Origin of the sequence: Rossellomorea sp. FM04394, assembly GCF_041889765.1 — a bacterium.
GTDB lineage: Bacteria > Bacillota > Bacilli > Bacillales > Bacillaceae_B > Rossellomorea > Rossellomorea aquimaris_B.
The window spans coordinates 4,240,610-4,265,693 of sequence record NZ_CP168654.1 but is presented as its reverse complement, the minus strand read 5'-3'; the positions used below and the strand labels follow the sequence as shown (position 1 = coordinate 4,265,693).

The 25,084-nt window shown below is 43.2% G+C and carries 26 protein-coding genes and 2 riboswitches; of the genes, 16 read left to right on the top strand and 10 right to left on the bottom strand.

Annotated features, from left to right (window positions below; translation table 11 throughout):
- Nucleotides 1-40 precede the first annotated feature (40 nt).
- Nucleotides 41-478, bottom strand: a complete 438-nt coding sequence (locus ACCB35_RS21305; protein ID WP_374055227.1) for a VanZ family protein — start codon at nucleotides 476-478, stop codon at nucleotides 41-43.
- 222 nt (nucleotides 479-700) lie between these two features.
- Between ACCB35_RS21305 and ACCB35_RS21300 the strand changes: the two genes are divergently transcribed.
- The 13 genes from ACCB35_RS21300 to ACCB35_RS21240 all read left to right on the top strand — a co-directional run bounded on the left by ACCB35_RS21300 (nucleotide 701) and on the right by ACCB35_RS21240 (nucleotide 12,271).
- Nucleotides 701-1,633: a peptidoglycan DD-metalloendopeptidase family protein gene (locus ACCB35_RS21300; protein WP_374055226.1), complete on the top strand. Its 933-nt coding sequence runs from the start codon at nucleotides 701-703 to the stop codon at nucleotides 1,631-1,633.
- A gap of 379 nt (nucleotides 1,634-2,012) precedes the next feature.
- The gene (locus ACCB35_RS21295; protein ID WP_374055225.1) at nucleotides 2,013-2,195 is read left to right on the top strand and encodes a hypothetical protein; all 183 of its coding nucleotides are present in this window, start codon (nucleotides 2,013-2,015) and stop codon (nucleotides 2,193-2,195) included.
- A gap of 24 nt (nucleotides 2,196-2,219) precedes the next feature.
- Entirely contained in the window at nucleotides 2,220-2,522 is a 303-nt protein-coding gene (locus ACCB35_RS21290) for a DUF4212 domain-containing protein (RefSeq protein ID WP_044339977.1), read from the top strand.
- Nucleotides 2,523-2,567: 45 nt separating this feature from the next.
- Nucleotides 2,568-4,235: a sodium:solute symporter family protein gene (locus ACCB35_RS21285; RefSeq protein WP_044339976.1), complete on the top strand. Its 1,668-nt coding sequence runs from the start codon at nucleotides 2,568-2,570 to the stop codon at nucleotides 4,233-4,235.
- Nucleotides 4,216-6,111, top strand: coding sequence for a DUF294 nucleotidyltransferase-like domain-containing protein (locus ACCB35_RS21280; RefSeq protein ID WP_374055224.1), 1,896 nt, complete (start codon nucleotides 4,216-4,218; stop codon nucleotides 6,109-6,111). The genes ACCB35_RS21285 and ACCB35_RS21280 overlap by 20 nt, the downstream gene beginning before the upstream one ends.
- Before the next feature lie 70 nt (nucleotides 6,112-6,181).
- On the top strand, nucleotides 6,182-6,778 hold the full coding sequence (locus ACCB35_RS21275; protein WP_374055223.1) for a PolC-type DNA polymerase III: 597 nt from the start codon (nucleotides 6,182-6,184) through the stop codon (nucleotides 6,776-6,778).
- Nucleotides 6,779-7,173: 395 nt separating this feature from the next.
- Nucleotides 7,174-7,434, top strand: coding sequence for a sporulation transcriptional regulator SpoIIID (gene spoIIID / locus ACCB35_RS21270; protein WP_032086905.1), 261 nt, complete (start codon nucleotides 7,174-7,176; stop codon nucleotides 7,432-7,434).
- A gap of 431 nt (nucleotides 7,435-7,865) precedes the next feature.
- Entirely contained in the window at nucleotides 7,866-8,876 is a 1,011-nt protein-coding gene (locus ACCB35_RS21265; protein ID WP_374055222.1) for a rod shape-determining protein, read from the top strand.
- Between the two features lie 70 nt (nucleotides 8,877-8,946).
- A complete protein-coding gene (locus ACCB35_RS21260) occupies nucleotides 8,947-9,786 on the top strand; it encodes a flagellar hook-basal body protein (protein ID WP_374055221.1) in 840 nt (279 codons plus the stop codon).
- 60 nt (nucleotides 9,787-9,846) lie between these two features.
- Nucleotides 9,847-10,689 carry a flagellar hook-basal body protein gene (locus ACCB35_RS21255; protein ID WP_374055220.1) on the top strand — a complete coding sequence of 281 codons (843 nt, stop codon included), beginning with the start codon at nucleotides 9,847-9,849 and terminating at the stop codon, nucleotides 10,687-10,689.
- A 15-nt stretch (nucleotides 10,690-10,704) separates the two neighbouring features.
- Nucleotides 10,705-10,983 (top strand): DNA-directed RNA polymerase subunit beta, encoded by a 279-nt coding sequence (locus tag ACCB35_RS21250; RefSeq protein WP_374055219.1) that lies wholly within the window; start codon nucleotides 10,705-10,707, stop codon nucleotides 10,981-10,983.
- Nucleotides 10,984-11,348: 365 nt separating this feature from the next.
- A complete protein-coding gene (gene fabZ, locus ACCB35_RS21245) occupies nucleotides 11,349-11,783 on the top strand; it encodes a 3-hydroxyacyl-ACP dehydratase FabZ (protein ID WP_044339970.1) in 435 nt (144 codons plus the stop codon).
- Nucleotides 11,784-11,974: 191 nt separating this feature from the next.
- Nucleotides 11,975-12,271, top strand: coding sequence for a hypothetical protein (locus ACCB35_RS21240; RefSeq protein ID WP_374055218.1), 297 nt, complete (start codon nucleotides 11,975-11,977; stop codon nucleotides 12,269-12,271).
- A gap of 90 nt (nucleotides 12,272-12,361) precedes the next feature.
- Here ACCB35_RS21240 and ACCB35_RS21235 read toward each other — a convergent pair whose 3' ends face one another.
- Nucleotides 12,362-12,682: a helix-turn-helix domain-containing protein gene (locus ACCB35_RS21235; RefSeq protein ID WP_374055217.1), complete on the bottom strand. Its 321-nt coding sequence runs from the start codon at nucleotides 12,680-12,682 to the stop codon at nucleotides 12,362-12,364.
- A 644-nt stretch (nucleotides 12,683-13,326) separates the two neighbouring features.
- Nucleotides 13,327-13,453: riboswitch (cyclic di-GMP riboswitch) on the top strand.
- A gap of 32 nt (nucleotides 13,454-13,485) precedes the next feature.
- Between ACCB35_RS21235 and ACCB35_RS21230 the strand changes: the two genes are divergently transcribed.
- Entirely contained in the window at nucleotides 13,486-13,623 is a 138-nt protein-coding gene (locus ACCB35_RS21230; protein WP_374055216.1) for an anti-repressor SinI family protein, read from the top strand.
- A 33-nt stretch (nucleotides 13,624-13,656) separates the two neighbouring features.
- Here the strand turns inward: ACCB35_RS21230 and ACCB35_RS21225 are convergent, their stop codons facing one another.
- Both ACCB35_RS21225 and ACCB35_RS21220 read right to left on the bottom strand, forming a co-directional pair.
- A complete protein-coding gene (locus tag ACCB35_RS21225; protein ID WP_374055215.1) occupies nucleotides 13,657-13,977 on the bottom strand; it encodes a helix-turn-helix domain-containing protein in 321 nt (106 codons plus the stop codon).
- A gap of 112 nt (nucleotides 13,978-14,089) precedes the next feature.
- Nucleotides 14,090-14,530: a YwpF-like family protein gene (locus ACCB35_RS21220; protein ID WP_044339965.1), complete on the bottom strand. Its 441-nt coding sequence runs from the start codon at nucleotides 14,528-14,530 to the stop codon at nucleotides 14,090-14,092.
- 268 nt (nucleotides 14,531-14,798) lie between these two features.
- Here ACCB35_RS21220 and ACCB35_RS21215 point away from each other — a divergent pair, with 268 nt between their 5' ends.
- Together ACCB35_RS21215 and ACCB35_RS21210 are read left to right on the top strand one after the other, a co-directional pair.
- A complete protein-coding gene (locus ACCB35_RS21215) occupies nucleotides 14,799-15,176 on the top strand; it encodes a single-stranded DNA-binding protein (protein ID WP_044339964.1) in 378 nt (125 codons plus the stop codon).
- Between the two features lie 24 nt (nucleotides 15,177-15,200).
- Complete coding sequence (locus tag ACCB35_RS21210) at nucleotides 15,201-15,374, top strand: hypothetical protein (protein WP_374055214.1); 174 nt, start codon at nucleotides 15,201-15,203, stop codon at nucleotides 15,372-15,374.
- Between the two features lie 568 nt (nucleotides 15,375-15,942).
- Here ACCB35_RS21210 and ACCB35_RS21205 read toward each other — a convergent pair.
- From ACCB35_RS21205 to ACCB35_RS21180, 6 genes are all read right to left on the bottom strand, one after another.
- A complete protein-coding gene (locus ACCB35_RS21205) occupies nucleotides 15,943-18,768 on the bottom strand; it encodes a DEAD/DEAH box helicase (RefSeq protein WP_374055213.1) in 2,826 nt (941 codons plus the stop codon).
- Nucleotides 18,761-20,404, bottom strand: coding sequence for an SWIM zinc finger domain-containing protein (locus ACCB35_RS21200; RefSeq protein WP_374055212.1), 1,644 nt, complete (start codon nucleotides 20,402-20,404; stop codon nucleotides 18,761-18,763). Before ACCB35_RS21200 ends, ACCB35_RS21205 begins: the two co-directional genes overlap by 8 nt.
- A gap of 503 nt (nucleotides 20,405-20,907) precedes the next feature.
- Nucleotides 20,908-22,527 (bottom strand): alkaline phosphatase, encoded by a 1,620-nt coding sequence (locus ACCB35_RS21195; protein WP_374055211.1) that lies wholly within the window; start codon nucleotides 22,525-22,527, stop codon nucleotides 20,908-20,910.
- Between the two features lie 147 nt (nucleotides 22,528-22,674).
- Nucleotides 22,675-23,913 (bottom strand): efflux RND transporter periplasmic adaptor subunit, encoded by a 1,239-nt coding sequence (locus ACCB35_RS21190; RefSeq protein ID WP_374055210.1) that lies wholly within the window; start codon nucleotides 23,911-23,913, stop codon nucleotides 22,675-22,677.
- A gap of 19 nt (nucleotides 23,914-23,932) precedes the next feature.
- Entirely contained in the window at nucleotides 23,933-24,631 is a 699-nt protein-coding gene (locus ACCB35_RS21185; protein ID WP_374055209.1) for a hypothetical protein, read from the bottom strand.
- Between the two features lie 88 nt (nucleotides 24,632-24,719).
- Nucleotides 24,720-24,851, bottom strand: a complete 132-nt coding sequence (locus ACCB35_RS21180) for a hypothetical protein (RefSeq protein ID WP_374055208.1) — start codon at nucleotides 24,849-24,851, stop codon at nucleotides 24,720-24,722.
- Nucleotides 24,852-24,867: 16 nt separating this feature from the next.
- Nucleotides 24,868-24,942: riboswitch (cyclic di-GMP riboswitch) on the bottom strand.
- Nucleotides 24,943-25,084 lie beyond the last annotated feature (142 nt).

Below are 25,084 nucleotides of genomic sequence, written 5' to 3'. Positions count from 1 at the left end.
AAAAGGATTGAGTCTTCAGGTCTAGTAGACCAGTAAAGGCTCAATCCTTTTTTACATAAGCTTCGAACTTCTTCATCTTTTTCGTCAATGCATGATCGGGCTTTTTAAAATAGGTCCGGTTCACAATCCAAAAAAGGATAGTGACCCCGATCAAATCCTTCGCGGCATCAATCAGTGTTGCAGACCGATACGGAACAAAGGACTGATGAATCTCATCCACAAATCCATAAAAGATGCTAATAAGGGCAACCGTGAAATTCAAGGTGAACCGAAGCTTTCCGTGTGCCAACAGAGCGACTACAAATAACCCATATAAAATACCGAATTCGACTAAATGGAGAGATTCCTTAATGAAACGATCCAACTGATTATCAGGAAAACGAATGACGGCATCATCCGGATTACTCGACATAATCCAGATAAGAATCATATAGAGAAAAGGCGCGGCTGTCAGCACATACCTAAGAAGATTCTTCATATGCAGCTCGTCCTTTCTGTATGGTGTTATTTTATCATTGTATCATGGTGAGATAGAGTACGGGCTCAAGTAATTCGTGCTCTCAACAAGAAAATTTCATCTTATTTTAAAAATCATACATACTTTCCATCCATTTGTCGAAAGATAAGAAATTAAAAATTTTTCTCCCAATGTGTATATATTTTCTGAATTCTGTTCAGAATGATTGCTGAGGTGATGAAAATGAGAGAGGAAGAAAAGAAACAACCTTCTCAAAACTTTTTGAAAAGACGTTGGGCATACCCAGCAATCTATTTAGCAAGTGCAGCAATCATTATCACGGGGATTCTGTGGTACCAAGCAGGAAATGATGTAAACGAGAATGCCAAGGATTACAGCTATGATGGAGTTCCTACTGACAATGAATTTAACCAGCCTGCAGAAGAAGTCAATCGTTCATTGGAAAACTTTGTAATGCCTGTTGCAAGTCCAGAAGATACAGTGATCGAAAAACAATTCTACGATACTGAAGCTTCAGCGGAAGAACAGGAAGCAGCCCTTGTTGTTTATGGTAACATGTACTATCCGAACCAAGGAATCGACATCTCTAAAGATGGAAAAGAATTCGATGTTCTTGCTGCCATGAGCGGTACAGTCACAAAGGTTCAAGAAGATTCCCTACTCGGAAACACGATTGAAATCGAGCACAGCAAAGGAATCGTTACTCGTTATCAATCAGTGAAAGACTTTGAAGTCGCGGTTGGAGATGTAGTAGATCAAGGACAAGCTATCGCTAAAGCAGGTAAGAGCTTATTTAATGAAGAAGCTGGCGTTCACGTACACTTTGAAATTCGTAAAGCAAATGTAGCAGTGAATCCACTGGAGTACTTCAATAAGTCCCTTGCAACACTTCAAGAAGCGCAATTAGAAGATAAGAAGGTTTCAGGTGAACAGCCGAATGCTGAAGCAGCAGAAGAAAATGCCGTAGAAGAGCAAGCTAGCGAAGACAAAGCTACTGAAGATAAAGCAACTGAAGAAAACGGTACTGACGATGCAGCTGAAGAAAAGCCGGAAGCAGAAGAAAAACCGGAAGCTGAGCAAAAGCCGAAACAAGAAAATGCTGATCAAAAAGACGACGCAGCCAATAATGGCTCTGACGTAAAAGACGAAGAATAATCATATAGATGAAGAAAAACTGACTGGTGATTTCCAGTCAGTTTTTTTGTTTTCAGGTGTATTCCAATTGTCTCCTCATCAATATAAAAGATTTCCTCGGAAATTCGACAAAGGCGTTATTTTACTGGAAAAGCATTTCCATGCCATACGAATCTATTAATGCTATCTCATTTTTCAATATCTTTATCTTACTAAAATGATTTTATTCAAATAGAAAAATTAAATGGACAATTGTCGTTTTTTCTTTATTGACCAGGCTTTTTCCAAAAAAGATAATGGGGGCATGAATAAAATTTCAGAAAATTAAATCTTTATTAGGCGGGAGGTCGGATGATCAAGGGATATTTGGAGAGCGCTTACCATACCAGGAGGTGAAACATTGCTTTACTTCATCGCGATTTTACTCATAACAGGGGGAAGTGTTTTTCTTGCACTGAGAAAGAAACGGGCTTTCTTCTTAACCATTCCATTCTTGTCTTTATTTATTTACTTTATTTTTCAGATTGCCATGGTCCCTGTTCCGTTCTTTGAGACCGTGAAATTTATTTTCAGTTTAAAATAATGAGCTTGAAAAGGGGTTACATAAATGAAGAAGATTGATAGAGCAAAAGCGGATCAGTATTTTAAAGAAAAAAACCGTTATATGGCGCTGTATTTAGTGATTTGGCTCGTATCCTCCTTTGGAGTCGTCCTGTTTGCCGAGAGCCTGTCAACGATCACCCTCAATGGCTTTCCATTTCACTACTTTATGGGGGCTCAAGGATCCATTGTCATTTTCATCATATTACTCTATGTAAATGCGAAGGTAAGCGATGGAATCGATAGAAAATATGGCATTGATGAAAGTAAAAATGAACAGATCAGCTATGGGAAAACATTAGATCATTAAATGGATTCAACCAAATATATAGAACAGATCAGGGGGAAACGATAAATGGATACTCAGTTTTTAGTATCAACGTCGATTATTCTGTTGACGTTTGCGTTATATATCGGAATAGCTGTTTATAACAAAGCAAAAGCGACATCGGACTTCTATGTAGCAGGCCGGGGAGTGCCGCCGATCTTTAATGGGATGGCCATCGGGGCCGACTGGATGAGCGCGGCATCATTCATTGGACTGGCTGGTACCGTCATGATACTCGGCTATGATGGACTTGCCTACATAATGGGGTGGACGGGAGGATATTTACTGTTAACCTTCTTACTTGCCCCACAGCTTAGGAAATATGGGCGCTATACGGTACCGGAATTCATCGGGGACCGGTATAACAGCCACACGGCCCGCGTCATTGCCGCCATCTGCACGATCATTATCAGTTTTACGTATTCCATTGGACAGCTATCAGGTTCAGGGGTGGTAATCGGTCGTTTGTTCGAAATCGATGCCAAAGTCGGTACGATGATCGGGGTGGTCCTCATCGCATTCTACGCAGCTTTCGGGGGGATGAAGGGGATTACGTGGACGCAGGTTGCTCAGTATGTTGTCCTTATTATCGCTTATTTAATACCTGTTATTTTTATGTCCTTACAAATTACCGGAAACCCCGCACCCTGGATTTCCTATGGGGAACTGGTAGGGAAAATCGGTGAGCTCGATCGTGAGCTTGGAGTCTCGGAATACTTCGCTCCTTTCACAAACGGTACGAAGTGGCAGTTCATGGCTCTGATGTTTACGTTGATGGCAGGGACCGCGGGACTTCCACACGTAATCGTTCGATTCTATACGGTTTCTACGATGAAGGCAGCTCGCTGGTCAGGAGCATGGGCCCTTCTTTTCATCGGACTTCTCTATTTATCAGCACCTGCATATGCAGCATTTTCCCGCTTTATTTTAATGACAAAGGTAGCGGGCAGCCAAATCAGTGACTTGCCTTCCTGGACGAAATCCTGGGTGGATACAGGGAAATTACAGGTTGCAGACGCAAATGGAGATGGAATCCTGCAGTGGAAGGAAATTATCATCTCCAATGATATCGTGGTCATGGCAACACCGGAAATTGCAAATTTAGGCGTATTCGTCATCGGTCTCGTAGCGGCTGGTGCCATGGCAGCGGCGTTATCGACAGCAGGCGGATTGATGATCGCGATATCATCCTCCTTTGCTCATGATATTTACTACCGTGTATTCAAACCGAACGCGACAGAGAAGAATCGTCTGGCCGTTGCCCGTTGGTCGATCGTCATCGCGACGGTCCTCGCCGGGATTGTGGCACTCAATCCTCCAGGGGTTATCACTCAGATCGTCGCCTGGGCCTTTGCACTGGCGTCCGGAACGTTCTTCCCTGCCCTCTTGCTCGGGGTATGGTGGAAACGCTCTAACGCCCAAGGGGTCATTGCAGGGATGCTTGTAGGGTTAGGGGTAACCCTTACGTATATCTTCCTGGCAAGATCGGGTGTTACACTATTCGGCATCATTGATACTGGTGCAGGGGTGTTCGGTGCAACAGCAGCCACTATTGCCAATATCGTCGTATCACTGATGACGAAAGCACCTTCTCAAAAGATTCAAGAAGAGGTAATGGACCTCCGTTACCCTGAACAAATGACCTTCAAAGACGGAGAAGTTTGGGTGAACGACGATGTCGACTTCAAAGCCTGACGGATCATTTCAAGAAGCTGTACTCCTTCATCCCTTCTTCAAGGGGATGGAGAGGAGTACGGCTCTTTCCCTTTTTACTGAGTGTAAGCGGCTGGAAGTGGGAAAACACCATACCATCCTTAAAAGCTATGAACATCGTCTCGGACTCTATCTTGTTGTGAAGGGAGAAGTAGAAGTCGTTGTGACTAAGGAAAAAGAAGAGATTCTCGAAATGATTTCGAAGGACGGAATCGTCGGCTTATCGAGTCTTTACTCTGTTCTGAATACAGCGGTAGAGGAGAGTGTTTATTCCTCGGTTGAGGTCAAGGCGAAGGAGGACTGCCAGCTCTGCCTCGTTCCGTATACCAGTTTGCGGGCTTATTGGAACGAACCATATTTGAAGAACTTTTTATTGGAAGAAACCTCGAAACGACTTCAGGATGTTTATTATTCCTTATCGCAGCAAGTGGGAGTGACGCACGGGCTTGAAGAGCGGACAACGATTCTGAAGCGGGTGAGTGACGTGATGACGAAATCGGTCATTACAATCAATAGCGAGGACTCCTTAAATGATGCCGCCAAAGAGATGGGAGAAAACCGGGTCAGCTCTGTCATCGTTCTGGAAAACAATCGCATCGCAGGAATCCTGACAGAAAGAGACCTCGTCTCCAGATGCCTTGCAAGGTCCGTCCCTCTCGCCCAACCAGTAAAAGGGACCATGACCCCCACTCCAATCGTCATCACCCAGCACGCCTATCTGTACGAAGCCCTCGCTGCCATGATCGACCACTCCATCAAACATCTGCCCGTTGTCGGGGGTAAGGAGAGGGACGGACCTCTCGTCGGCATCATCACTTTACATGATGTAATGAAAGCGAATCATATAGGAACGCTGACGAGTGCAAGGAAACTGGAAAGCAAGGATTTCCCTCTGGAAAAGGTGAAACCGATGGCAGAGTCCATGTTAACGAGTCTTTGGAAGGCGCATGCTCCGGTGTTTCACATACTCGATTTCATGTCCGGGCTCTTCGATCGTATTTATCAGCGGATCTTAAGGCAGGTAGAGGAAGAGTTATCAGAAGAAGGCAGGGAGATTCCTTGCCTGTATGCCTTTTATGTCATGGGCTCAGCAGGAAGGAAAGAGCAGTTCAAGTTGACAGATCAAGATCATTTCCTCGTTTATGAAAAACATAGTAATGAAGCGGTGGAATATTTTCGAGAGTTTGCTGATAGAGCCGTTGTTGAATTGGAAAAGGCAGGACTGCGTCTTTGTGACGGAGGTATGATGTCGAATCAGAAAGCGTGGACAGGGAGTGTGGCTTCCTGGCAGGAAAGGTTGAGAGAATGGTCTGTCCATTCATCAGAAGAAACCCTATTGAAGGTACAAAACTTCTTTTCTTATCGATTTTTATATGGGGACGAAAGGGTTCACTCAACATTTGAAAATGCGATCAAAGATCAGCTCCGCAGCTCAAAGATATTATTGGTACGGCTGGCTCAAGTGGAAAAAACCAAACCTGTGCCGGTTCTTCATTCATCCATTCGTTCGATATTAGGCATGGACAGAAAAACGGTTTCCATTAAGAAAGATATTCTGTTCCCTTTTCATCATGCCCTGCAGATATTGAACGCTGCCCATGGGAGTACGTCGGGAGCGACCCGGGAGAAGCTGGATTTTTTGAAAGAAAAACGGTCGATTTCCCCGGAATTTGCAGAAGAATTATCAGAAGCATTCCAGGAAGCAATGAAACTCTATATAGAGTTTAAGCGGAAAGATAAGGGAGATACGGTACACCTCTCCACCCTCTCCACCCGTAAAAAAGAAAACCTGTACAAAAGTGTGAAGACGATTCGTGAATTTCAACATATGATGCTGTCTCATTACTCTTTAACATAGAAGGGATGTGAAGATCTTCATTTTTTCAAAGAAAAAGATCTCGTGTCCGCTCCACTATGATTCAGTCCCCTTGAACAGGAAAATTGCAGACCTTACATTTATTGTATTTGATACGGAAGCGACTGGATTCCGCGTTGGAGCAGAGGACCGGATGCTGGAAATCGGAGCGGTTAAAGTAGAAGGGTATGAGGTAAAGGAAAACATCACATTTCAGACATTTTCCAATCCTCATCGACTCATTTCTCAGGAAATAAATCAGCTGACTGGAATTCAGTCAAAAGATGTCGAAAAAGCACCGGTAGCCTCCGATGCCATTCGTGACTTCTTCAATTTTTTAGAAGGAAATAACGTGAATAGTTTGGTTGGACACTATGTAAGCTTTGATGAACTCGTGCTGAAGAGTGAACTGAAACGGGCAGGGTATCATCTTCAGATGTCCCCAAGCATAGACACGCTTAATCTTATCGGATTTCTCTCGCCCTCATATGATATGAGAGATCTTGAAAGGTACGCCCAGGTTTTTGGGACTCGGGTTTATCCAAGACATAGGGCGTTAAACGATGCTCTTATGACGGCTTATCTGTTTGTAGAATTGCTGGAGCTGTTAAGGGATCGGAAGGTGGAGACCTGGGGAGAGTTGGTCCAGGTCAGCCGAGGGCGTGGGTGAAGGGATGGGAATCCGGGTTTGGAACATTATCTGACCTAACCACTTCTTCCACTAATCCATGTGAAGGTCCGTCCCTAAGAGTGATTTTTCAGAAAATCAACCTCAAACCTTGTCCTTATTGTGTTTTTTGTGCATATATGTGGGCACAAGCTAATAAAATGATACAAACCTATCAAAATAGAGAGTGTTTGAGGTGAGGAATCGTCATTATACCATTGATCATCAGCTGAATATTTGATTATACGTTGTAACATCAGGAAGCTGCCGTGGATTAAATAAGGCTTTCTGCCGCTTGCACATGTGTCCATACGTGCAAGAGGTCTGTACTATTTCATTGATGCGAAAGCGGGTCTCATTTCACACTTCTCACATCCAATTTAGGGAGGTCGAGTGGTGTGCACGATTACATCAAAGAGAGAACAATCAAGATTGGTAAGTATATCGTGGAGACGAAAAAAACTGTTCGTGTAATTGCGAAGGAGTTTGGCGTGTCCAAAAGTACTGTCCATAAAGATTTAACAGAACGACTGCCAGAAATTAATCCAGAACTCGCAAATGAAGTCAAAACAATACTTGATTATCATAAATCTATCCGGCATCTACGAGGTGGAGAAGCGACGAAGCAGAAATACAAAAAAGAAGAGCTCCACAGCTAACCAAAATACGCCAAGCCCCAGAAAAATGGGTCACGCTTGGTGTGTTTTTGTTTTTGAGGGGGGAATGGAGGGGTTTTGCGAAGCGACTTTGCCTGTTGAAATTTCGAGGGATTTTGCCTGTTGAAATTTCGTGTTTTTTTAACAGCTGAATTTGTATTTTATTCCAGGGGCAATCAACACCCTCTACCCCACCAACTTCACCAAACCTTAACATCCCTGTAACATTCCCCCTCCTATATCCCTATACTTTTCCAAATAAATAACAATATCAATACATTTTTTTGACATAGAATACCTACATTCGACATATTTATGGTAAAATAATTAATTAGGTGAAAGTTTTGCCTTAACGTTTTAACGTAATGACATAAAGATGAAACCATAGATGAAAATAATGATGAATTTGTAGAAGAAGAAGGGAGAAACACAAGATGTTCGCGAAAGATATTGGGATTGATCTTGGTACGGCTAATGTTTTGATTCATGTTAAGGGTAAAGGGATTGTCTTGAATGAGCCATCGGTTGTGGCTTTGGATAAGAATACAGGTAAGGTATTAGCAGTTGGGGAAGAAGCGCGTCGCATGGTTGGGCGTACTCCTGGAAACATTGTGGCGACCCGTCCGTTAAAAGACGGTGTCATTGCTGACTTTGATGTGACAGAAGCGATGCTGAAGCATTTTATCAATAAATTGAATGTAAAAGGGTTTCTTTCTAAGCCAAGAATCTTGATTTGCTGCCCGACGAACATCACGAGTGTAGAGCAGAAGGCGATCAGGGAAGCGGCTGAGAAGAGCGGCGGTAAGAAGATCTACTTAGAAGAAGAACCGAAAGTGGCAGCCATTGGAGCGGGGATGGATATCTTCAATCCTACAGGAAACATGGTCGTGGACATCGGTGGAGGAACGACGGATGTAGCGGTTCTTTCCATGGGTGACATTGTGACAAGCCAGTCCATTAAAATGGCCGGTGATAAGTTTGACCAAGAAATCCTTAACTATATTAAAAAAGAGTACAAGCTTCTGATCGGGGAACGTACTGCTGAAGATATCAAGGTGAACATTGGTACAGTATTCTCAGAAACATTTGATGAAGAACGGAGTGAAATGAGCATCCGCGGCCGTGACATGGTATCTGGCCTTCCTCGCACAATTACCGTGACAGCTAAGGAAATTGAAGGGGCTCTTCGTGAATCGGTTGCTGTCATTGTACAGGCTGCTAAAAATGTCCTTGAGAAGACTCCACCGGAATTATCAGCGGACATTATTGACCGCGGGGTCATTTTGACAGGCGGGGGAGCACTTCTTCACGGAATGGATACCCTTCTTGCAGAAGAACTGAAAGTACCGGTACTAATTGCTGAAAACCCTATGGATTGCGTAGCGGTCGGAACCGGTTTAATGCTCGAAAACATCGATAAAATTTCAAGAAGACGAATTGGATAATTTTTTCTTATAAAAATATCGCACCATTCATCCGATATAAAAACGGCTACACAGTTATGAGGTGAAAAACATGTTTCGAGGATTTTATACTGTAGCATCAGGAATGCTTTCTCAACAACGCAAGACTGAAATGTTAACGAACAATATGTCGAATGCGAATACGCCGGGATATAAAGCGGATCAGGCATCCATGCGGGCATTTCCTGAAATGCTCCTGGAACGTATGGATTCAACATCCATCCCGACAGAGAAAGGACTTTCCCTTCCTTTTAATCAAAAGGTGGGACCTCTTAATACGGGTGTGTATATGCAAGAGGCGATTCCTTCTTTTCTTCAGGGAGACCTTCAGGAAACAGGAAGAAACTTGGACATTGCACTACTGGACGGTTCCATGCCGACAAATGGGGAAGCAGGGACAATTGGATCCGTTTTTCTCACGGTGGAAGGTGCGGATGGAAATCCACGCTATACACGAAACGGGAATCTGACTGTGAATGGGAACGGCTTTTTAACGTCGAACAGCGGTTTTTATATTCTGGATGAAAATGGTGAGCGCATTCAACTGGACAGTGAGCAGTTCACGGTTGGGGAAAAAGGACAGATCGTTGTCGATGGAAGAATTGTGGCATCTTTAGGCGTTGGCTATTCAGACAATCCCAATCGACTTGTGAAAGAGGGAGACGGGTTATTTGCGACAGAAGGCAATGAGCCTCTTCCAAATGCTTATGAGGAAAACGATGTTTCTTTTACCATCAAGCAGGGCTTTCTTGAAAGGTCCAATGTGGATGCTTCCCGTACGATGACGGATATGTTATCAGCGTACAGAGCCTTTGAAGCGAATCAAAAAGTCCTTCAAGCGTATGATCGAAGTATGGAAAAAGCAGCGAACGAAATTGGACGGGTCAACTGATAGTTAAAGATTGTAAATGAATTTCGCCACTGAATACCTTATAATAGGGGGGAACACGTCTTGAATCGAACGATGATTACAGCAACCAACACATTAGGTCAATTGCAGAAACAAATGGACATGATTGGTCATAATCTCTCGAATTCAGATACAATTGGATATAAGCGAAGGGAAGCGACATTCTCTGAGCTACTTGTGCAGCAGGTTAAGAATCAACGTATAGATAAATTTGAGCCAGGTAGACTTACCCCCCTTGGAATACGGGAAGGCAGTGGTGCAAAGCTTTCACAGTCTCAATTGATCTTAAACCAGGGATCTTTAAAATCAACGGGCCGCCAATTGGATTTTGCTTTAACAAATGAGGGTCAGTTCTTTAAAGTCCTTGCTGCTGATGATAACGGGAGTGCCGTGCGCTATACGAGGGACGGGGAATTCTTTGTCAGTCCAACCGGGAATGGAGAAGCGATGCTTGTAAACGGAAGCGGCTTGCCGGTCCTGGATGAGAACGATAACTATATTACATTTTCGGAAGATGCTTCTTCCTTTCAGTTAGGGGACAATGGAACGCTGACGGTTATGGATTCAGGCGGAGCTAATCAGCAATTCAACCTGGGAATCGTCACGGTTGAAAAGCCTCAGTTCCTTCAGCAGTTTGGCGGTAACCTGTTAGGTTTACCAGTGAACCTGGACGGGCTGGGTGTTACGGAAGATGAAATCGTAACGAATGTCGTTGGCAGAGGACGTGCTGATATCTCAATGATTCAGAATTCGTTAGAGGCATCAAACGTTGATATAAGCAAAGAAATGACGGACATGCTGAATGTCCAACGATCATATCAATTTCAGGCCCGCTCGATTTCCCTTGCAGATCAAATGATGGGCCTTGTAAATGGGATACGCTAAAAGGAGTTAAATGCTATGAGTGAAAAAGAGCTACTACAAGAAGAGAAAACGACAAGAGAAGCAGTAAAAGCAGAAAAAAAAGTCAAGCAAAAGGACGAATCCAAGCCGACGCGCTGGGTGCGTGTACGCATGCTGCCGATCTGGCTCAGAATCCTTCTGTTTATCCTTCTTCTTGCAGGAAGTCTCGCACTGGGTGCCGTCATAGGCTTTGCAGGCATCGGAGACGGCAAAGCAGCCGACGTATTCAAAGCAGAAACCTGGCAGCACATCATCGACATCGTCAAAAAAAATTAACTTTTTGAGGGACGGACCTCGAAATATTCAGCTTAGGGCAAAGATTCCTGATATCACGTGGGTTCATTGTAATTGAGCTTAGTATTCGAGGTCCGTCCCTTCCCAAGCAGATAACCTGCCAACAACATAACCCTAACTATTGAAGGATTGCACTCTTTGTATATGGAGGCAATCCTTTTTCACGGGGTGTAAATATAGGGACGGACCTCGATTTTGCAATTCTTCATAAAAGAACCCAGACTTCATAGGCTTTTAATGCAGATGGGCAATATTTGATGAGGTCCGTCCCTCTCCAGGTTGTTGCCTTTCCACATTCACTTTAGATACAATAAGGTGTACATACATATTGGTAGGAGGAGTTTTAAATGCTTGATATTAATCAAATTAAAGAAATCATTCCCCATCGTTATCCGTTTTTGTTGGTGGATAGAATCCTTGAGGTGGAAGAAGGCAAGAAAGCAGTGGGGATTAAGAATGTAACGGCGAATGAGGAGTTTTTCAATGGACATTTCCCTGATTATCCTGTTATGCCTGGTGTGCTGATTGTAGAGGCGCTGGCTCAGGTTGGAGCTGTGGCCATGCTGAAAGTGGAAGATAATCGTGGACGTTTGGCCTTTTTTACAGGCATTGATAAATGTCGTTTCAAGCGCCAAGTTAAGCCGGGAGATCAGCTGAGACTTGAGGTTGAAATGATCCGCTTTAAAGGGCCTATCGGTAAAGGCAAAGGCGTGGCGACGGTTGACGGTGAGGTTGCCTGCGAATTGGAAATGATGTTTGCTCTTGGAGATAAACAAGAATAGTCTATTTGTAACTGGGTTTGGTGTGATTCGTTCACTTCAGGCCCGTTTTTTTTGTCAAATGCTCAAATAAAATTTCTCCAAAAAAGTTCCCTTCAAAATGCAAGTTAATTCATTTTCAGGGAATGCTAACGAAAGACCAAAGTAACGGTCTTACATTAACTAACATACACGTTAGAAAGGAGTAATACATCATGAGCAAAAAATTATTATCAATTCTTGGTGGATCAGCACTTGCTGCCATGCTTCTTGTAGGATGTAATGCAGACCAGGAGCCTCCTCCGGAAGATGAGGCACCAACAGAAGAAGAAATGCCTGAAGAAGATGGCATGAACGAGAATGACGGCGACATGGGTGAAGAGAATTTACCTGAGTCAGAAGACCAAAACGAGCAAGGTGACAAAGATGCAGCGAAGGATAACAACACGCCTGAAGAAGACGCTGTGGAAGATGATAAAGATATGCAGGATCCGGATAATAAGGACGAGTAATGATAGGGCGCAGAGGCTTTAAGCTTTCTGCGCTATTTTTCTTTTCTTATAGTGCATGTTAAAAATGGTAAGACATCTATATTACCAGCATCAATTCCCCTTCGAACTAAGTCTTTTAAACTGAATGAACTGAATATATTCTAAAAACTCCTGCTTTGTTAAACCTTCCTCAATGGCCATTGTTACTAATTGGATCCATTCCTCATCAATATCAGGCTTAAAGTCAAGTACCTGGTTCAACGCTACTCCAAGTGCTGCAGATAATTTATCAAGGATCTGTATACTGGGGTTCTTTTGGATTCCCCTTTCTATTGAACTTATATAGGACTTAGATATACCAGACTGTTTAGAAAGCTCAATAATGGTCATTCCTTTTTTCTCCCTATAGTTTTTTATCTTTTCACCTACCATTAATCACAGTCCTTTCCCAACTCTAATATATTCATTATATAGAACATATTGTTTTTTATAAATAACAAAATAGTAAGAAATTGAAAGAAAATTCATAATAAAGAACAATCAAGCTGGATTTTTGCCCTATTATGGCTGAATGAGAGACTTTAGACTTATATAAAAGAATTATATACTAAATTAAATAGTTCTTTAAAAAGAACAAGCGTTTCGTCGATTATTAAGGATTTGAAAGCAGGGAGGGAGTCAGGAAATTGTATAAAAAAATTTGCAGACGTTGTACACGGGCATCATATAGTAGTTCTGAATCTGGAAAATGGTTATGTCCTTCCTGTGGCAATGATTTAACGGAATGTTCTTTTTATAAAGCAACATCATTTCAGGATATCACTCAAAAAGTCACAACAATAAGGAAAAAATTAGAATCTTATAACAAGAACGTTTAATGCTCCATCCAAATTAATTCGACAAATTTCTCTTGAATATCAAATAATTTGAAGAAAATAGTGGATATATATTCTAAAAAATGTAAAATAATAGGTGTATGTGTAAAAATAAAGGGTAAATATTATTGTCAGAAAAGACAAAAAACAACATAGGAAATAGAATTCTATTAGTATAATAGAATCAGTAATAACGAATTAGTCAGATAAAGGCAAACCTATTGAAAGGTAGGGACGCAAAGTCACAGATCTAAGGTGGGGGAATACGCTTTTCTCGATAAGGAAGGTTACGGAGCGTATTTAAAGCTATGATGGCTGGATTGCCTGAAATACTAGATAGTATTTTAGGAGGGGAAATTGATGACAAATCGTGAACTTGATATGGAATGGGTAGAGTTGATCAAACAAGCGCTGGAAGCAGGAATACCAAAAGCGGAAATAAGAAAGTTTCTCCACAGTCAGACCCCACAAATGAAAGAAGGTTACAAGGTGATTTAAAATAAATAAAGTCTTGCGAACAATCGCAAGACTTTATTTATTGCCTAGCTTCCATTTGTTAAACTCGATAAATTCGCGAAACTGCTCTTTTGAAATGCCAGAATCCATAGCTTCTTCGGCAATTTTTAGCCATTCGTGATCGACATTTTGATTATCCGGTTGATCATGCAGTAAAGCATCCAATGGGATCCCTAATGCAGCCGAAACTTTCTCAAGGAACTGAATGGAAGGGTTTTGTTGAAGGTTACGCTCTATAGAACTTAAATATGATTTAGCGACGCCTGCTTTTTCAGCTAGTTCTGTCATGGACATTCGCTTTTCCTGCCTATATTTTTTAACTCTTTCACCAATCACTGTTCACACCTGCCTAGAACTTCATTATAAAAGGGAATGAAATAAACGTATAAGTTTATTATAGCAAACAGTTATACCCTGCTCTATATAAAGTTTACATAATTTCGTATAATTAAACGCTAGGTTTTGCAGTTGCCGGAATACGCGGTTTCGATACCATTTTCTCACGAAATTCACGGATTAATTCCTCGCCAGAATACCCCTTTTGCACTAAGTCATCAAGTAATAATTCAGCATATTCATTGCGTTGTTTCTTCAATTTCCCCTCAAACATAATGCTAATATGATCATCCATTTCTTTAATACAACGGATGGAGGTCATGAAAGCAGCCGGATCGTTGGCTTTATGGGAAATCACGACTTGGATTTCCAAATCCTCATTCCTTTGCTGAGCCTCTTGAAAAAATTCGATATATTCATTGGACAAATAGGTTTCGACAAGCCACGTACTTTGTCCATCTTCTTTATTTATAATCAGACCGTCCACAATTTCAAAGTCACGCAGTTCATCGTTTTCCACTACTTGCAGTGAAATAACTTTAAAGGTTTTCATGAACGAACATCTCCCATTTAAAGGTTTTATAAAATTATATCATAGTAGGAATTGTTTCCCTAACAAATTCCTCGATGAAAAAAAGAACGAAAGATGCAATTTTGTGTTTATGAGCCCGATTTCGATCAAAAAACGCAAAATCTCCCTAGGGGAATTTCCGAAATTTAAGCCATTTTTGCCTCGAATTTCGGAAATCCATGATTTTACAAGATGAGAGAGATGGTTGTAAGATGAGAGCATCATATGAGAAAGGAGGAAACGAATCCAATTGATCAACCAAGTGACCATCGTTGGAAGGCTGACCAAGGACCCCGAAACAAGAAAAACAATGGAAGGAAAATCGATACTTAACGCAACGATAGCTGTGAATCGCAACTACAAGAATCAAAAAGGCCAAATTGATACAGATTTTGTACTCTGCACCATTTGGAACCGGGCAGCCGATAATATGGAGAAATATTGCCGAAAGGGATCTGTCGTTGGAGTGACCGGTCGCATACAAACTCGGTATTATGAAAATGATCAGGGAAAGCGCACGTATGTAACGGAAGTCGTCGCTGAAAATGTCAGGTTTATGGACAGCAAACGGGAGCCGGTAAATGCTTCCGACCCAAACAAAAAAGAGCCAATCGAATTACCGTTCTAACATTTTTAAAAGGGAGATGGAGTTGTGGCCACACTGCAAGATCTTGAACAAAGAATCATCCGAATGGAAAAGTTAACAGAGGACCTCATCAAAAAAGTAGCAAGAGCGAATGTCGAAAATTTCTATTTATCTCAACGGGTGACTGCCCTCGAGCAAGGATATGAGTACCCGAATCCAGTATTGAAAACCTCGTCATAAGTAAAACAACCTCACCCAGAATTCTTTCCATACGAAAAATCCAACCAACCTAATAAGCAGCTGTCTCAAATTCCAATGGTCACCGCAACATGCCTCAACCATACCTCGTTAGAGATAAACATGTGTAGCAGTGAGTAAAGTAGCAGTCGTTCCCCTTATTGTCTTCATATTGAGCCGGTTTCCTTTTGGGGAGCCGGCGTTTTTTTGATTGGTAAGAGAGCGATTGAATTAGATCTTTGCCCGTGATGAACGGTAATGATTTCAGTTATTCACAATTTGGCACAAGTTTTGTGGAAAGTGGCTCAACGAACGCTGAAAGTGGCACAACAAAGTCCAGAAGTAGCACAAGTTTGCTTAAAAGTGGCTCAACAAAACAAGTCGGCATAAAAAATCGTATACATTTTACGATTATATTTGTAATAATGACCAAGAAAGTTTCAAACCTAAGCCTAATTTGTCAAAACCCTTTTAAAAAACCCCCCATTAGCTACTAGTAAACGCCAGCTCACCCAATTGCCACACCTATCAAAAAACCTCTTTCCCACAAAAGGAAAGAGGCCATTAACAATTATTCCAACACTAACAACGACTTCAAGTCCTGATCAGACAATTCGGTAACCCACTGATCACTGCGGATGATTTCATCGTTCAATGCCTGCTTTTTCGTCAGCATCGCATCGATTTTTTCCTCAAGGGTACCTGAAGAAACAAGTTTATGAACATGAACGAATCGCTGTTGTCCGATACGATAAGCACGGTCGGTTGCCTGGTTTTCAACAGCCGGGTTCCACCAGCGATCGTAGTGAACGACGTGGTTGGCAGCTGTCAGGTTCAAACCGGTTCCGCCTGCTTTCAGTGACAGCAGGAATACTGGGAACTCGCCATTCTGGAATTTCTCCACGAGTTCATCGCGTTTTCCTTTTGCCATGCTGCCGTTCAGGAATGGAACATCGACGTTGAACTCTTCTTTCATTACTTCCTGGATCATCTCACCCATTGAAATATATTGAGTGAAAATCAGGCAAGCTTCGCCGGACTCCAGAGCGGTTTCCACGATGTCCTTCAGCTTCTGCATCTTTTCAGAGCGGGACAGGATTGATTTTGGATCCGGTTCCTTTAAATAAAGAGCAGGGTGGTTACAGAGCTGCTTCAGTTGGTTGAGCATTTGCAGGATCAATCCTTTCCGCTCAAATCCACTCAGCGTTTCAATCTTCGCTAGAGTGTCTTTCACCAGCTGTTCATATAGGGCTGCCTGCTCAGCGGTAAGGTGACAATATTCTTTTTGCTCCAGTTTTTCAGGCAGATTCAATTCCACTTCAGGGTCTTTCTTCGTTCGGCGCAATAAGAACGGTTTGATTTTTGCCTGAAGCTCTTTGACTTTTTCTTCTGATTCATCCTTTTCAATCGGAGCGATATAGTTTTTCTGGTACTGTGTGAATCCACCAAGATACCCGTGGTTAAGGAAATCAAAGATTGACCACAGCTCGGACAGTCGATTCTCCATCGGGGTCCCGGTAAGTGCAATATGGTGCTTACCGCTGAGTTTGCGGATCGCACGGGATTGCTTCGTATTGGCATTCTTGATGTTTTGCGCTTCATCAAGAGAGATCGATGTCCAAACCACTTCCGATAACTCGTCAAAATCAATATGTGATAAGCCGTAAGAGGTGAGAACCACATCTACGCCTTTGATATCTGTGGCAAATTGCTCGCCTTTCGATCGGGTCGGCCCGTAATGCAGGTGAACCTTCAAGTCCGGAGCAAATTTCTCCAACTCCCTCTGCCAGTTTCCGAGAACGGAAGTGGGAGCAACGATCAATGAAGGTGTTTCCGGTTTCTCCGTTTCTTTTACATGCTGCAAGTACGTGATCAACTGTACTGTTTTCCCCAGCCCCATGTCATCAGCCAGACACGCGCCAAATCCGAACTTCCGCAAAAAGAGCATCCAGCTCATGCCAAGCTGTTGATAAGGGCGGAGCTCGCCGATAAACGCGTCAGGTGTTTCCGTTAATGGAATCGAGGACACATTTGTAAGCTGGTGGATCATTTTTTTCATCGAGCGATTGAGCTCCAGCTGGATCTTGGCGTATTTATAGGGATCATGCTCGTCGTCTTCGGGTTCAAGATCCGATTCATCAGAATCGCGTGGAACGAGCTCCTGCTCCAGCATATCCTGAATCGAAATCCCTTCCTGCTTCGCTTTCGTCATCATCTGCTGAATCCTGCGAATCATGGCGGGATCAAGCTTCATCCATTGACCACGGATCTTCACCAAGCGTCGCTGATTATCGACGAGCTGATTAAAATCATCCTCCGACAGATTGACACCGTTCATGGATAATCGCCAGTCGAAATCAAGCATGGCATTCAATCCTACGAATGAAGGACGGTAGCTTGTGTCCGTATTCTTAAGCTTGGCTTTCACCAACACTTGAGCATCCTTCATGGCTTCCCACCAGGATGGCAAGAGGATTTCGATGTCCAAGTCAATGAGCTTCTCACTCAGCACGGATAGGAAATCCCAGGCATCGTGCTCACCAAGAGCCGTGCGGAGTGACCCGTCCGCGTCACGTAAGATCGGCATCATCTTCATCCAGCGTTCCTGTTCTTCCGATACGTCCGTCAGATGTTTCTTCCAGGAAGGAGGGACTGTGTCTTCAGCCAGTGAAATGACACGATTCGTTTTCTTGCGGTCTCTAAGGATCGTCTCAAGCTCCCATGACTCATCCTCATCAAGCGGCTCAGAGATCCTGAGTCCGATCGAGAACGGAAGCTCCTCATCCTCGCCAGCGATCCATTCACTCCAGCGCTTCTCATCAAAATACGCATCCAGCTCTTCAGACGTAAGTGTACTTTCCTTCAGCTTCTGGATCCGCTTCATCGCACTCGACCCGCCCGAAGCCATCGCCTCATTCAGGGCACCCTGAAACCAATTCTCCGTCAACGTTTTGAGGGACGGACCTCCATCAGGAAGTTCTTCCTCCCAAAACCCATCATTAAAATTCGACCAGACCTCATCGGGGATATGAAACTGCAGTCCTTTTTCCTGCCATTCCTCGAAGCGTGGCAGCCAGCGTCCGGCTTCCACCGCCTCGTAGATCACAGGAGCGATCGCGATACACGCCTGCCCGGTTTCATCCCAGTCCCACTGTATCATGCTGCTGAAATGCTCACCGGCAAGCAATGTGAGAAGCTGCCACTGAGTCACGGCAATCCCGTTGGCGGATTCCTCAAGGAGTGTCCCGTAGAAACTCTCTTCATGCCAAAGAAACAGCTGGCCCTTCCATTCTTTTGGAGCCAGAAGTTTTCCTTCGTCATTTTCTGCAGTGATGAAGAAACGGTCTTCATATTCAGTTGTGTTGACGTTGATTTTTACGGAAGACAGTTTAAGCATCGATTAACTTACCCTTTCTGCACTCTTCTTGGAACGCACGTAATCGCTTGTATTTATCTAAAATATAGGTGAGATACACATCCCATTTTTCAGTTTTCTTCATTTTTTTATAAATCGTCCGGATCTTTTTCATATAGCGGACCGCCAGCTTATAGCTGTCACGATTCTTCTGATCGATCGCATCCATGACCCCGGAGTAATAGATGGGCAGTGCGAGCTCAGGCGCTTCCTTCGTCACATCGCGGAGTCCCATGCCTTCCATTTCCTGAATGCTATAGCTCATGTACTTCTGCAACTCCACCCATTCACGATAAGCCTTCGCGCTAATGAGATACTCATTGTAGGAGAAAAAGCTGTACGGAAGCATGGACAGAAGGAGTTCGTTCACAAGTGAGCTGTCCTTCTCCATCAGCCAATCCATCGGCAATATCCGCACAAACCAGCGCACGAATCGTGTCGCTTCATAATAGTCGAGGGTTTCAAGGTGATCCGGCATCCTTGATAAGATATTCCGTACAAGAAAGAAACCGACTTCATAACGCTTGCCGACGAAAAATTTGCGCAGCCAGAATTCACTGAACGCGACAAGCTCTGTACCAAGCTCATCCACGATTTCATTTGCTTTATTCAAATCCTCGAGTAACAGATATTGATGGAGAAGGGCCACATTGTAAAAAGTAGGATCCTGACCGTCCTGCTCTTCCAATCGCGCTACCTCTTCACGGCGCCAAGACTTATGTTTAAACAAGTAGTACCATAGGAAGCGGTACACTTCGGCTTTCATCATCGTACTATTTTCTGTGGAATCACTCATCTCGATCGTCTTCTTCTTCAAAAAGGCAATGTACGGATCGAAGCTGAACGGCATGGCATGAATCGACAGTTTTTCCACAGCGTCTTCCATTTCCCCTAAAAGAAAATCATACATGCTGTACTGCTCGCGGCTTAGTTCAACATTCCTCTTTTGTAAATACAGATCGATATGTATGGACAAATAAAAGGTGGCAAACAGCTGATATAAGGGCTTCCATTCACGTTCAAATGGCGCTTCTTTCATGAAGCGTTTCGTTATATTCTGAACGAGGACATCCATCAAATAGGGCTGTCTTTCAAGTAACTCCAAGTCTTCCTGCTTGAGGATAGAGTAAAAGAATTGCCACCATTCCTCAGGCGTGTTTCCCCGCGTTTTCCGTTCGTTTAATAGATCGCTTGCTTTCTTTAGGGCACCGGTGCTGCTGTGTTTCTTCAATAAATCATCCAAAGCCCGGGATTCCTGACTAGCGGGAGCAGACTGACTCCGCCAATTCTGGATCCACTCACTGACCCGTCCAACCTTGTTATATAGCAAAAAAAAGGTCGCCATTTGATGCCGGCACCATTTATCCTGAGGGCATGAGCACTTACTTAATAGTGGGAACGAGAAATTCAGCTCAAGGGTCACAGGCGTCACATCCTGTACCTCGGCCGTCACTTCCTCATCGCGGACCTTTACATTTGAAACCAGGTTCTGACGGAACAAAAGAAGGCCCTTCGACACGACATTCTTGCTCTCTTCCTGATTAGGGTCCAGCTCACCCTGTATCGACTGACTCATGGGAAGTAACTTATCCTTCAACTCCTGAATACGAATCGACATCAACCAACCTCTCCAATCTATAAAATCGCATTCTTTTATTATAACGCAAAAGGAGGGGGAAAAGGAACATGAGGCGGGGGAAGTGGGAGAAGGGGGTTAGGTGAGGGTGGGGGAGTTTGTCGAATGGTGTAGTAGCTGGGATGGTTCGTTGGAAGGCAGAGTGGGATTGGGACGCGAGTCGATAGGATATTTGGAAAGTCGATAATAAATGATTCAAAGTCGATAATATATTTAGAAAGTCGATAATATATGGTCCCATCTCGATAATAAAATCCTCAAAGTGGATAATAAAATATGATGATGAGTGAAAAACCTCCAAAAAGTTACCTGGTACCGGTTGTCCCTGGTGGATTTGAAAATAAAGAGTGCGTTTTTGAAAATAAATCCCGAAAGTTGAAAATAAATCCCCAGAATTTGAAAATAAAACGCCAAAATTGAAAACAAACCGGTCGAATTTGAAAATAAACCTCCCGAATCAACTCAAAACTTCCCCAACACGAGCCCTACTCCTCCACATGCACATAAAAAGTCTCCCCATCATACACATTCACGCTCTTCAACTGCACTTTTTCTCCATTTTTCCAATAAAAATCCTTATTTTCAGGAAAACGCAGCTCTTCGTCCCCACGCTTCACCACCATCTCGGGATTTTTCGAGGTCCGTCCCTTGATATGCACGTCAAAACCTCTTTCACGATAAAATTCCGTACCATCCACATACCAAGAGGCAAATTCGCCGGAAGTTAATGAAAATCCCAGATATTTAGAAATCGCTCTCGGAATGTCCGTGTTTTCAATAAGGCCAACAGGCTTCCCGGGGCCATACGAATACAAAAAGACATCCTCGCCAGTGTGCCCATGTGTCGTAAAACCAAGATTGGCCCGCTTCGCTAACAGTTTCACCATTTCACCCTCTAAATCCTCCACTTTTTTGGAAGCATCCTCCATCGCGCAAAATTCTTTTTTACTCAAACCACCTAGCCCATAGTTTGAAAGAACCTCTTTTAAATTGGAACGATCCTCCTTAAGTTTAGAAACAGAACCTTTAACCGTAAGCTCAGCTTTTCGTAAAGGTTTAACAAACTTCTCGACAGGCTGACGTTTATAGTCCCCATTTGTTCCCTGATTCCCAAGCGTCAGCCCGCTGTTCCCGTGATCGGTGACGGCGATCACCATCGTATTACCGTCCTTGCGGGCGAATGCAAGAGCTTCTCGGGCGGCATCGTCAAAGCTCAATACCTCGCTAATCATCCCTACAGGATCATTTTTGTGAGCTGCCCAATCCACCTTGCTGCCCTCGACCATTAAGAAGAAACCCTTCTCCCCTTGAGAAAGTCTGTCGATCGCAGCCCCCGTCATCTCCGCAAGGGAAGGTTCATCAGGGTTCAACGTCTTCCGATCCAATTCATAGGCGATATCTTCTTCGGCAAACGCCCCCCACAGTTTGGATGATCCCGTTCTATTTAGAAGTCCGTCCCTCTTCAAAATCAAATCATAGCCCTCTGAGTCGATGACCTCTACGAGATTTTCTCCATCCTCACGACTGACTTCTTTCGTTTTCAGCATGCCGTCATCGTTTTTGACGTGGTCTTTTGCTTTCGATTTCAGCCAGGCGGCACCTCCGCCTAAGATAACGTCGAGACCCTGGTACACTTGTTGTTCACCGATATCTCCAAATTCTTCACGATTGAGGACATGGGAAGTGAACGCGGCCGGGGTGGCATGCTGGACAGGGGAGGTGGCTACGATTCCGGTCTTGTAGCCTGATAACTTCGCACCTTCAAGGACGGTCAGAACGGGACGTCCAACCGGGTTCATTCCTATATAATCAGCTTTTGTCTTCATACCTGTGGCCATGGCCGACCCGGCTGCGGCGGAATCGGTGATCGCCGACTGATCCGAATAGGTCCGGACTCCGCCTGTTAATATGCGATCTAAATGAAGGTCCGTCCCTCGGTACCACCGTGACAACGTGACGACGTCGGAGTTGGTGCCGTCCATGATCATGAGGATGACGTTTTTCTTGGGTGCCGTTGGAGCGGCGAAAAGGCAGGTCGCAGGGAAGGAAAAGGCCAGGAGGGATAGAAAGAGTGTGAGGATGATGAGGCGTTTGAGTGTTTTCATGGTGAGCGCTCCTTTTCGTCAGTAATTACCCAATAGTATTTGTTGGTTGGGAAGGAGTATGTATAGAAAAATGAATCGTCCTGAGGGCATGATTTCATTAAAAAAGCCGCATCTAAACCATTCCGGTTTCAAATGCGGCTGACCCTGTTATTTCCGTTCCAATATTCCTACCAGCAGATTTTCCAAGACCGTTGGACGATCTACTTTCTTCAAATCCCGCAGCTTGATCCTATTCCAGTCAATCCCCGTTATGAAAGGAGTACCATTTTCTAACGCTGGAATGTCGCCGGGATAAACAATGTAGTATTCCCCGGCCTTTACGCCTGATTTGATTTGTTGCTGCCCATTTACTTGGAGCCCTGTTTCAACTTTTCGCTGTTCAACGGTCCCTTTTTCAGTGAGGATCCAGATAAATGCAGAAGAGCCTTCTTTTTCAATCGCAGTAACAGGCACGACAAATGCCCCTTTTACTTCCTCCGTAATGATCGATAGGAAAACATGATGACCGGGAAGAAGCTTGTTATCAGTATCCTGAAGCTTCACTTCCACAGGATACATGCTGTCCGTTTGCAAGTGCGGATCGTTTTTAGGGAGGGTGGCAACACTGGTGACGATTCCTTTTTGAGTCTTTTTCTCAATGTCAGATTGAATCATTGCGCTCATATTCTCTTCCACCGTAACGATTTCTTTTTCCGTAAGATCAGTCGTTACAATGGTGGACTGTGAGGCTATCGTAATCAATGGATTATCGATCGCATGTGAAAGATCTTTGATCGTCCCGTCCACACTGCTTTGAACCGTTAACGTTGTTTCATACGATTCGATATCCGAAATTTGGCGTTCAAGATTTTCGATTTGATTTTCTAAACGGTCGATTTCTAATTCTTTAGCGGCGATTTCTTTTTTTATATCAAACTCCGACTGAAGCGCACTTGCGTCAATTGGAATTTCTTTATCGTCCGTAGAAGTGGAGGGAAGGGATGATTCCAGGCCTTCCAAATCGTCGATATTGTCTTCGATACTATCGATTTCATCTTCCAATTGTTCCACTTCTGATTCCAGAACATTTTTTTGCTGAGTTTGATCGGTTACTTCGTATTCATAAAGTGGCGTTCCGGATTTCACCTGGTCACCTTCTTTAACCAGGAATTTCTTGAAGGAGCCAAATTCGTCGTTGAAATAGATGTAGCTTTCTTCTTCAGCTGTCACGACACCCGGTTTCGGAAGCTCTTTAGCCAGATCTCCTGTTCCGCTGATTTCCCAATTGGCTACCCGGACTTCGCGGTCGACCTTGCTGTTCGCTTTTTCAATGAGATATGTATTCGCACCAACAAACAAGAGAGAGAGTGTTAATGTGCTATAAAAAATGGTTCTTCTATTCATCATGTTCACAGCCTTTGGATAGTTAAATTAAGGTTGATATGTTTAAGAAAGCCAGTAGTGCGTTAAGGGACCATAAGAATAGATTGGTCAAAAGAATCACTAACCAGATGATCCAGTTTTTTTGATTGGTCAACTGTTTGATGCCTTTATATTGGATGTAGAAAACCCAAACTTTAAAAAGGGAGAAACTTCCCAGTAAATAGATCACATACGATTTTGATGTTAAGTATTGGGTTATGACTCCTAATGATAGTGGTGAAGAGTACCAGTCAAGGGATAAGAATAGGGATAATGGAATATAGGTTAGTTTTTCAACTAATAGAATCATTAAGACTATACCTTGAGTGATGACCAGTTTTCGATATTCACCTTCGTCTGAAATGGTCCAAAAGATTAATGAAGAGAAAAAGAGGACTATCGCTGCATAAAGCAGTCCGGCTAGTAGTCTGCCTAAGAAAAACAGGAATTTCTCTAGTTCATAAGTGGCTGGTGAAAGTTTCGTCATTTCTTTAGAAAGAGGATCCATTCCGATTCCAAAAGATGAAATGAGTCCAAAAGCGATGATGGATAATAAAAATAGGAAAAAGACACGCTTTCTATATCCCTTTATCACTTCCATCTCTTTCAATTGATAAAAGAAGGTTGATGGTTGAGTAATACCCCTGAATAGTCTGACTTCTCTATGCATAAAATGCTGGCCTCCAACTTGTATAAATTCCATCTCTTATTCTATCGAAAATCATCGAACTTTTCCATAAATTGTAGAACGAATTCTGAAAATAAATAAAAAAAGCGTCGAATGGACGCTTTTACATTTGGTACGTAAGAACTGTAGTACCTGCTATGAGGATGATCGTAAATAAAAATAATCCTGCATACATTAATTTCTTTCTAGTTTTCTTTCTCTTGTACATTTCTTCCGGAGTTAAAAACGACGACAATTACAATCCCTCCTGGTTTGGTAGCTGGCTGGCATGATTAGCCCCTATAGCTTTGCGTCATCACCTTTCGATGATTTTGCCATTATTCAGAACCTTACTTTCATTCTATCGACAAATTACTACAAACCGTAATAGGTAATTCCTCCTTATTTAATGGAAATATTTTTAAAATAGTCTATCAATCAATGTCTTTTTTTGGTATTATAACTAGTAATTGATGTTTGAACTTTCGT

Excerpts from the sequence above, each read along its gene's own strand:
- fabZ (WP_044339970.1), top strand. The coding sequence starts at position 11,349 with ATGCTTGATATTAATCAAATTAAAGAAATCATTCCCCATCGTTATCCG.
- ACCB35_RS21185 (WP_374055209.1), bottom strand. The coding sequence starts at position 24,631 with ATGGAATTTATACAAGTTGGAGGCCAGCATTTTATGCATAGAGAAGTC.
- ACCB35_RS21280 (WP_374055224.1), top strand. The coding sequence starts at position 4,216 with ATGTCGACTTCAAAGCCTGACGGATCATTTCAAGAAGCTGTACTCCTT.
- ACCB35_RS21260 (WP_374055221.1), top strand. The coding sequence starts at position 8,947 with ATGTTTCGAGGATTTTATACTGTAGCATCAGGAATGCTTTCTCAACAA.
- ACCB35_RS21240 (WP_374055218.1), top strand. The coding sequence starts at position 11,975 with ATGAGCAAAAAATTATTATCAATTCTTGGTGGATCAGCACTTGCTGCC.
- ACCB35_RS21290 (WP_044339977.1), top strand. The coding sequence starts at position 2,220 with ATGAAGAAGATTGATAGAGCAAAAGCGGATCAGTATTTTAAAGAAAAA.
- ACCB35_RS21300 (WP_374055226.1), top strand. The coding sequence starts at position 701 with ATGAGAGAGGAAGAAAAGAAACAACCTTCTCAAAACTTTTTGAAAAGA.
- ACCB35_RS21265 (WP_374055222.1), top strand. The coding sequence starts at position 7,866 with ATGTTCGCGAAAGATATTGGGATTGATCTTGGTACGGCTAATGTTTTG.
- ACCB35_RS21250 (WP_374055219.1), top strand. The coding sequence starts at position 10,705 with ATGAGTGAAAAAGAGCTACTACAAGAAGAGAAAACGACAAGAGAAGCA.
- ACCB35_RS21285 (WP_044339976.1), top strand. The coding sequence starts at position 2,568 with ATGGATACTCAGTTTTTAGTATCAACGTCGATTATTCTGTTGACGTTT.
- ACCB35_RS21235 (WP_374055217.1), bottom strand. The coding sequence starts at position 12,682 with ATGGTAGGTGAAAAGATAAAAAACTATAGGGAGAAAAAAGGAATGACC.
- ACCB35_RS21205 (WP_374055213.1), bottom strand. The coding sequence starts at position 18,768 with ATGCTTAAACTGTCTTCCGTAAAAATCAACGTCAACACAACTGAATAT.
- ACCB35_RS21305 (WP_374055227.1), bottom strand. The coding sequence starts at position 478 with ATGAAGAATCTTCTTAGGTATGTGCTGACAGCCGCGCCTTTTCTCTAT.
- ACCB35_RS21230 (WP_374055216.1), top strand. The coding sequence starts at position 13,486 with ATGACAAATCGTGAACTTGATATGGAATGGGTAGAGTTGATCAAACAA.
- ACCB35_RS21190 (WP_374055210.1), bottom strand. The coding sequence starts at position 23,913 with ATGATGAATAGAAGAACCATTTTTTATAGCACATTAACACTCTCTCTC.
- ACCB35_RS21195 (WP_374055211.1), bottom strand. The coding sequence starts at position 22,527 with ATGAAAACACTCAAACGCCTCATCATCCTCACACTCTTTCTATCCCTC.
- ACCB35_RS21200 (WP_374055212.1), bottom strand. The coding sequence starts at position 20,404 with ATGTCGATTCGTATTCAGGAGTTGAAGGATAAGTTACTTCCCATGAGT.
- ACCB35_RS21220 (WP_044339965.1), bottom strand. The coding sequence starts at position 14,530 with ATGAAAACCTTTAAAGTTATTTCACTGCAAGTAGTGGAAAACGATGAA.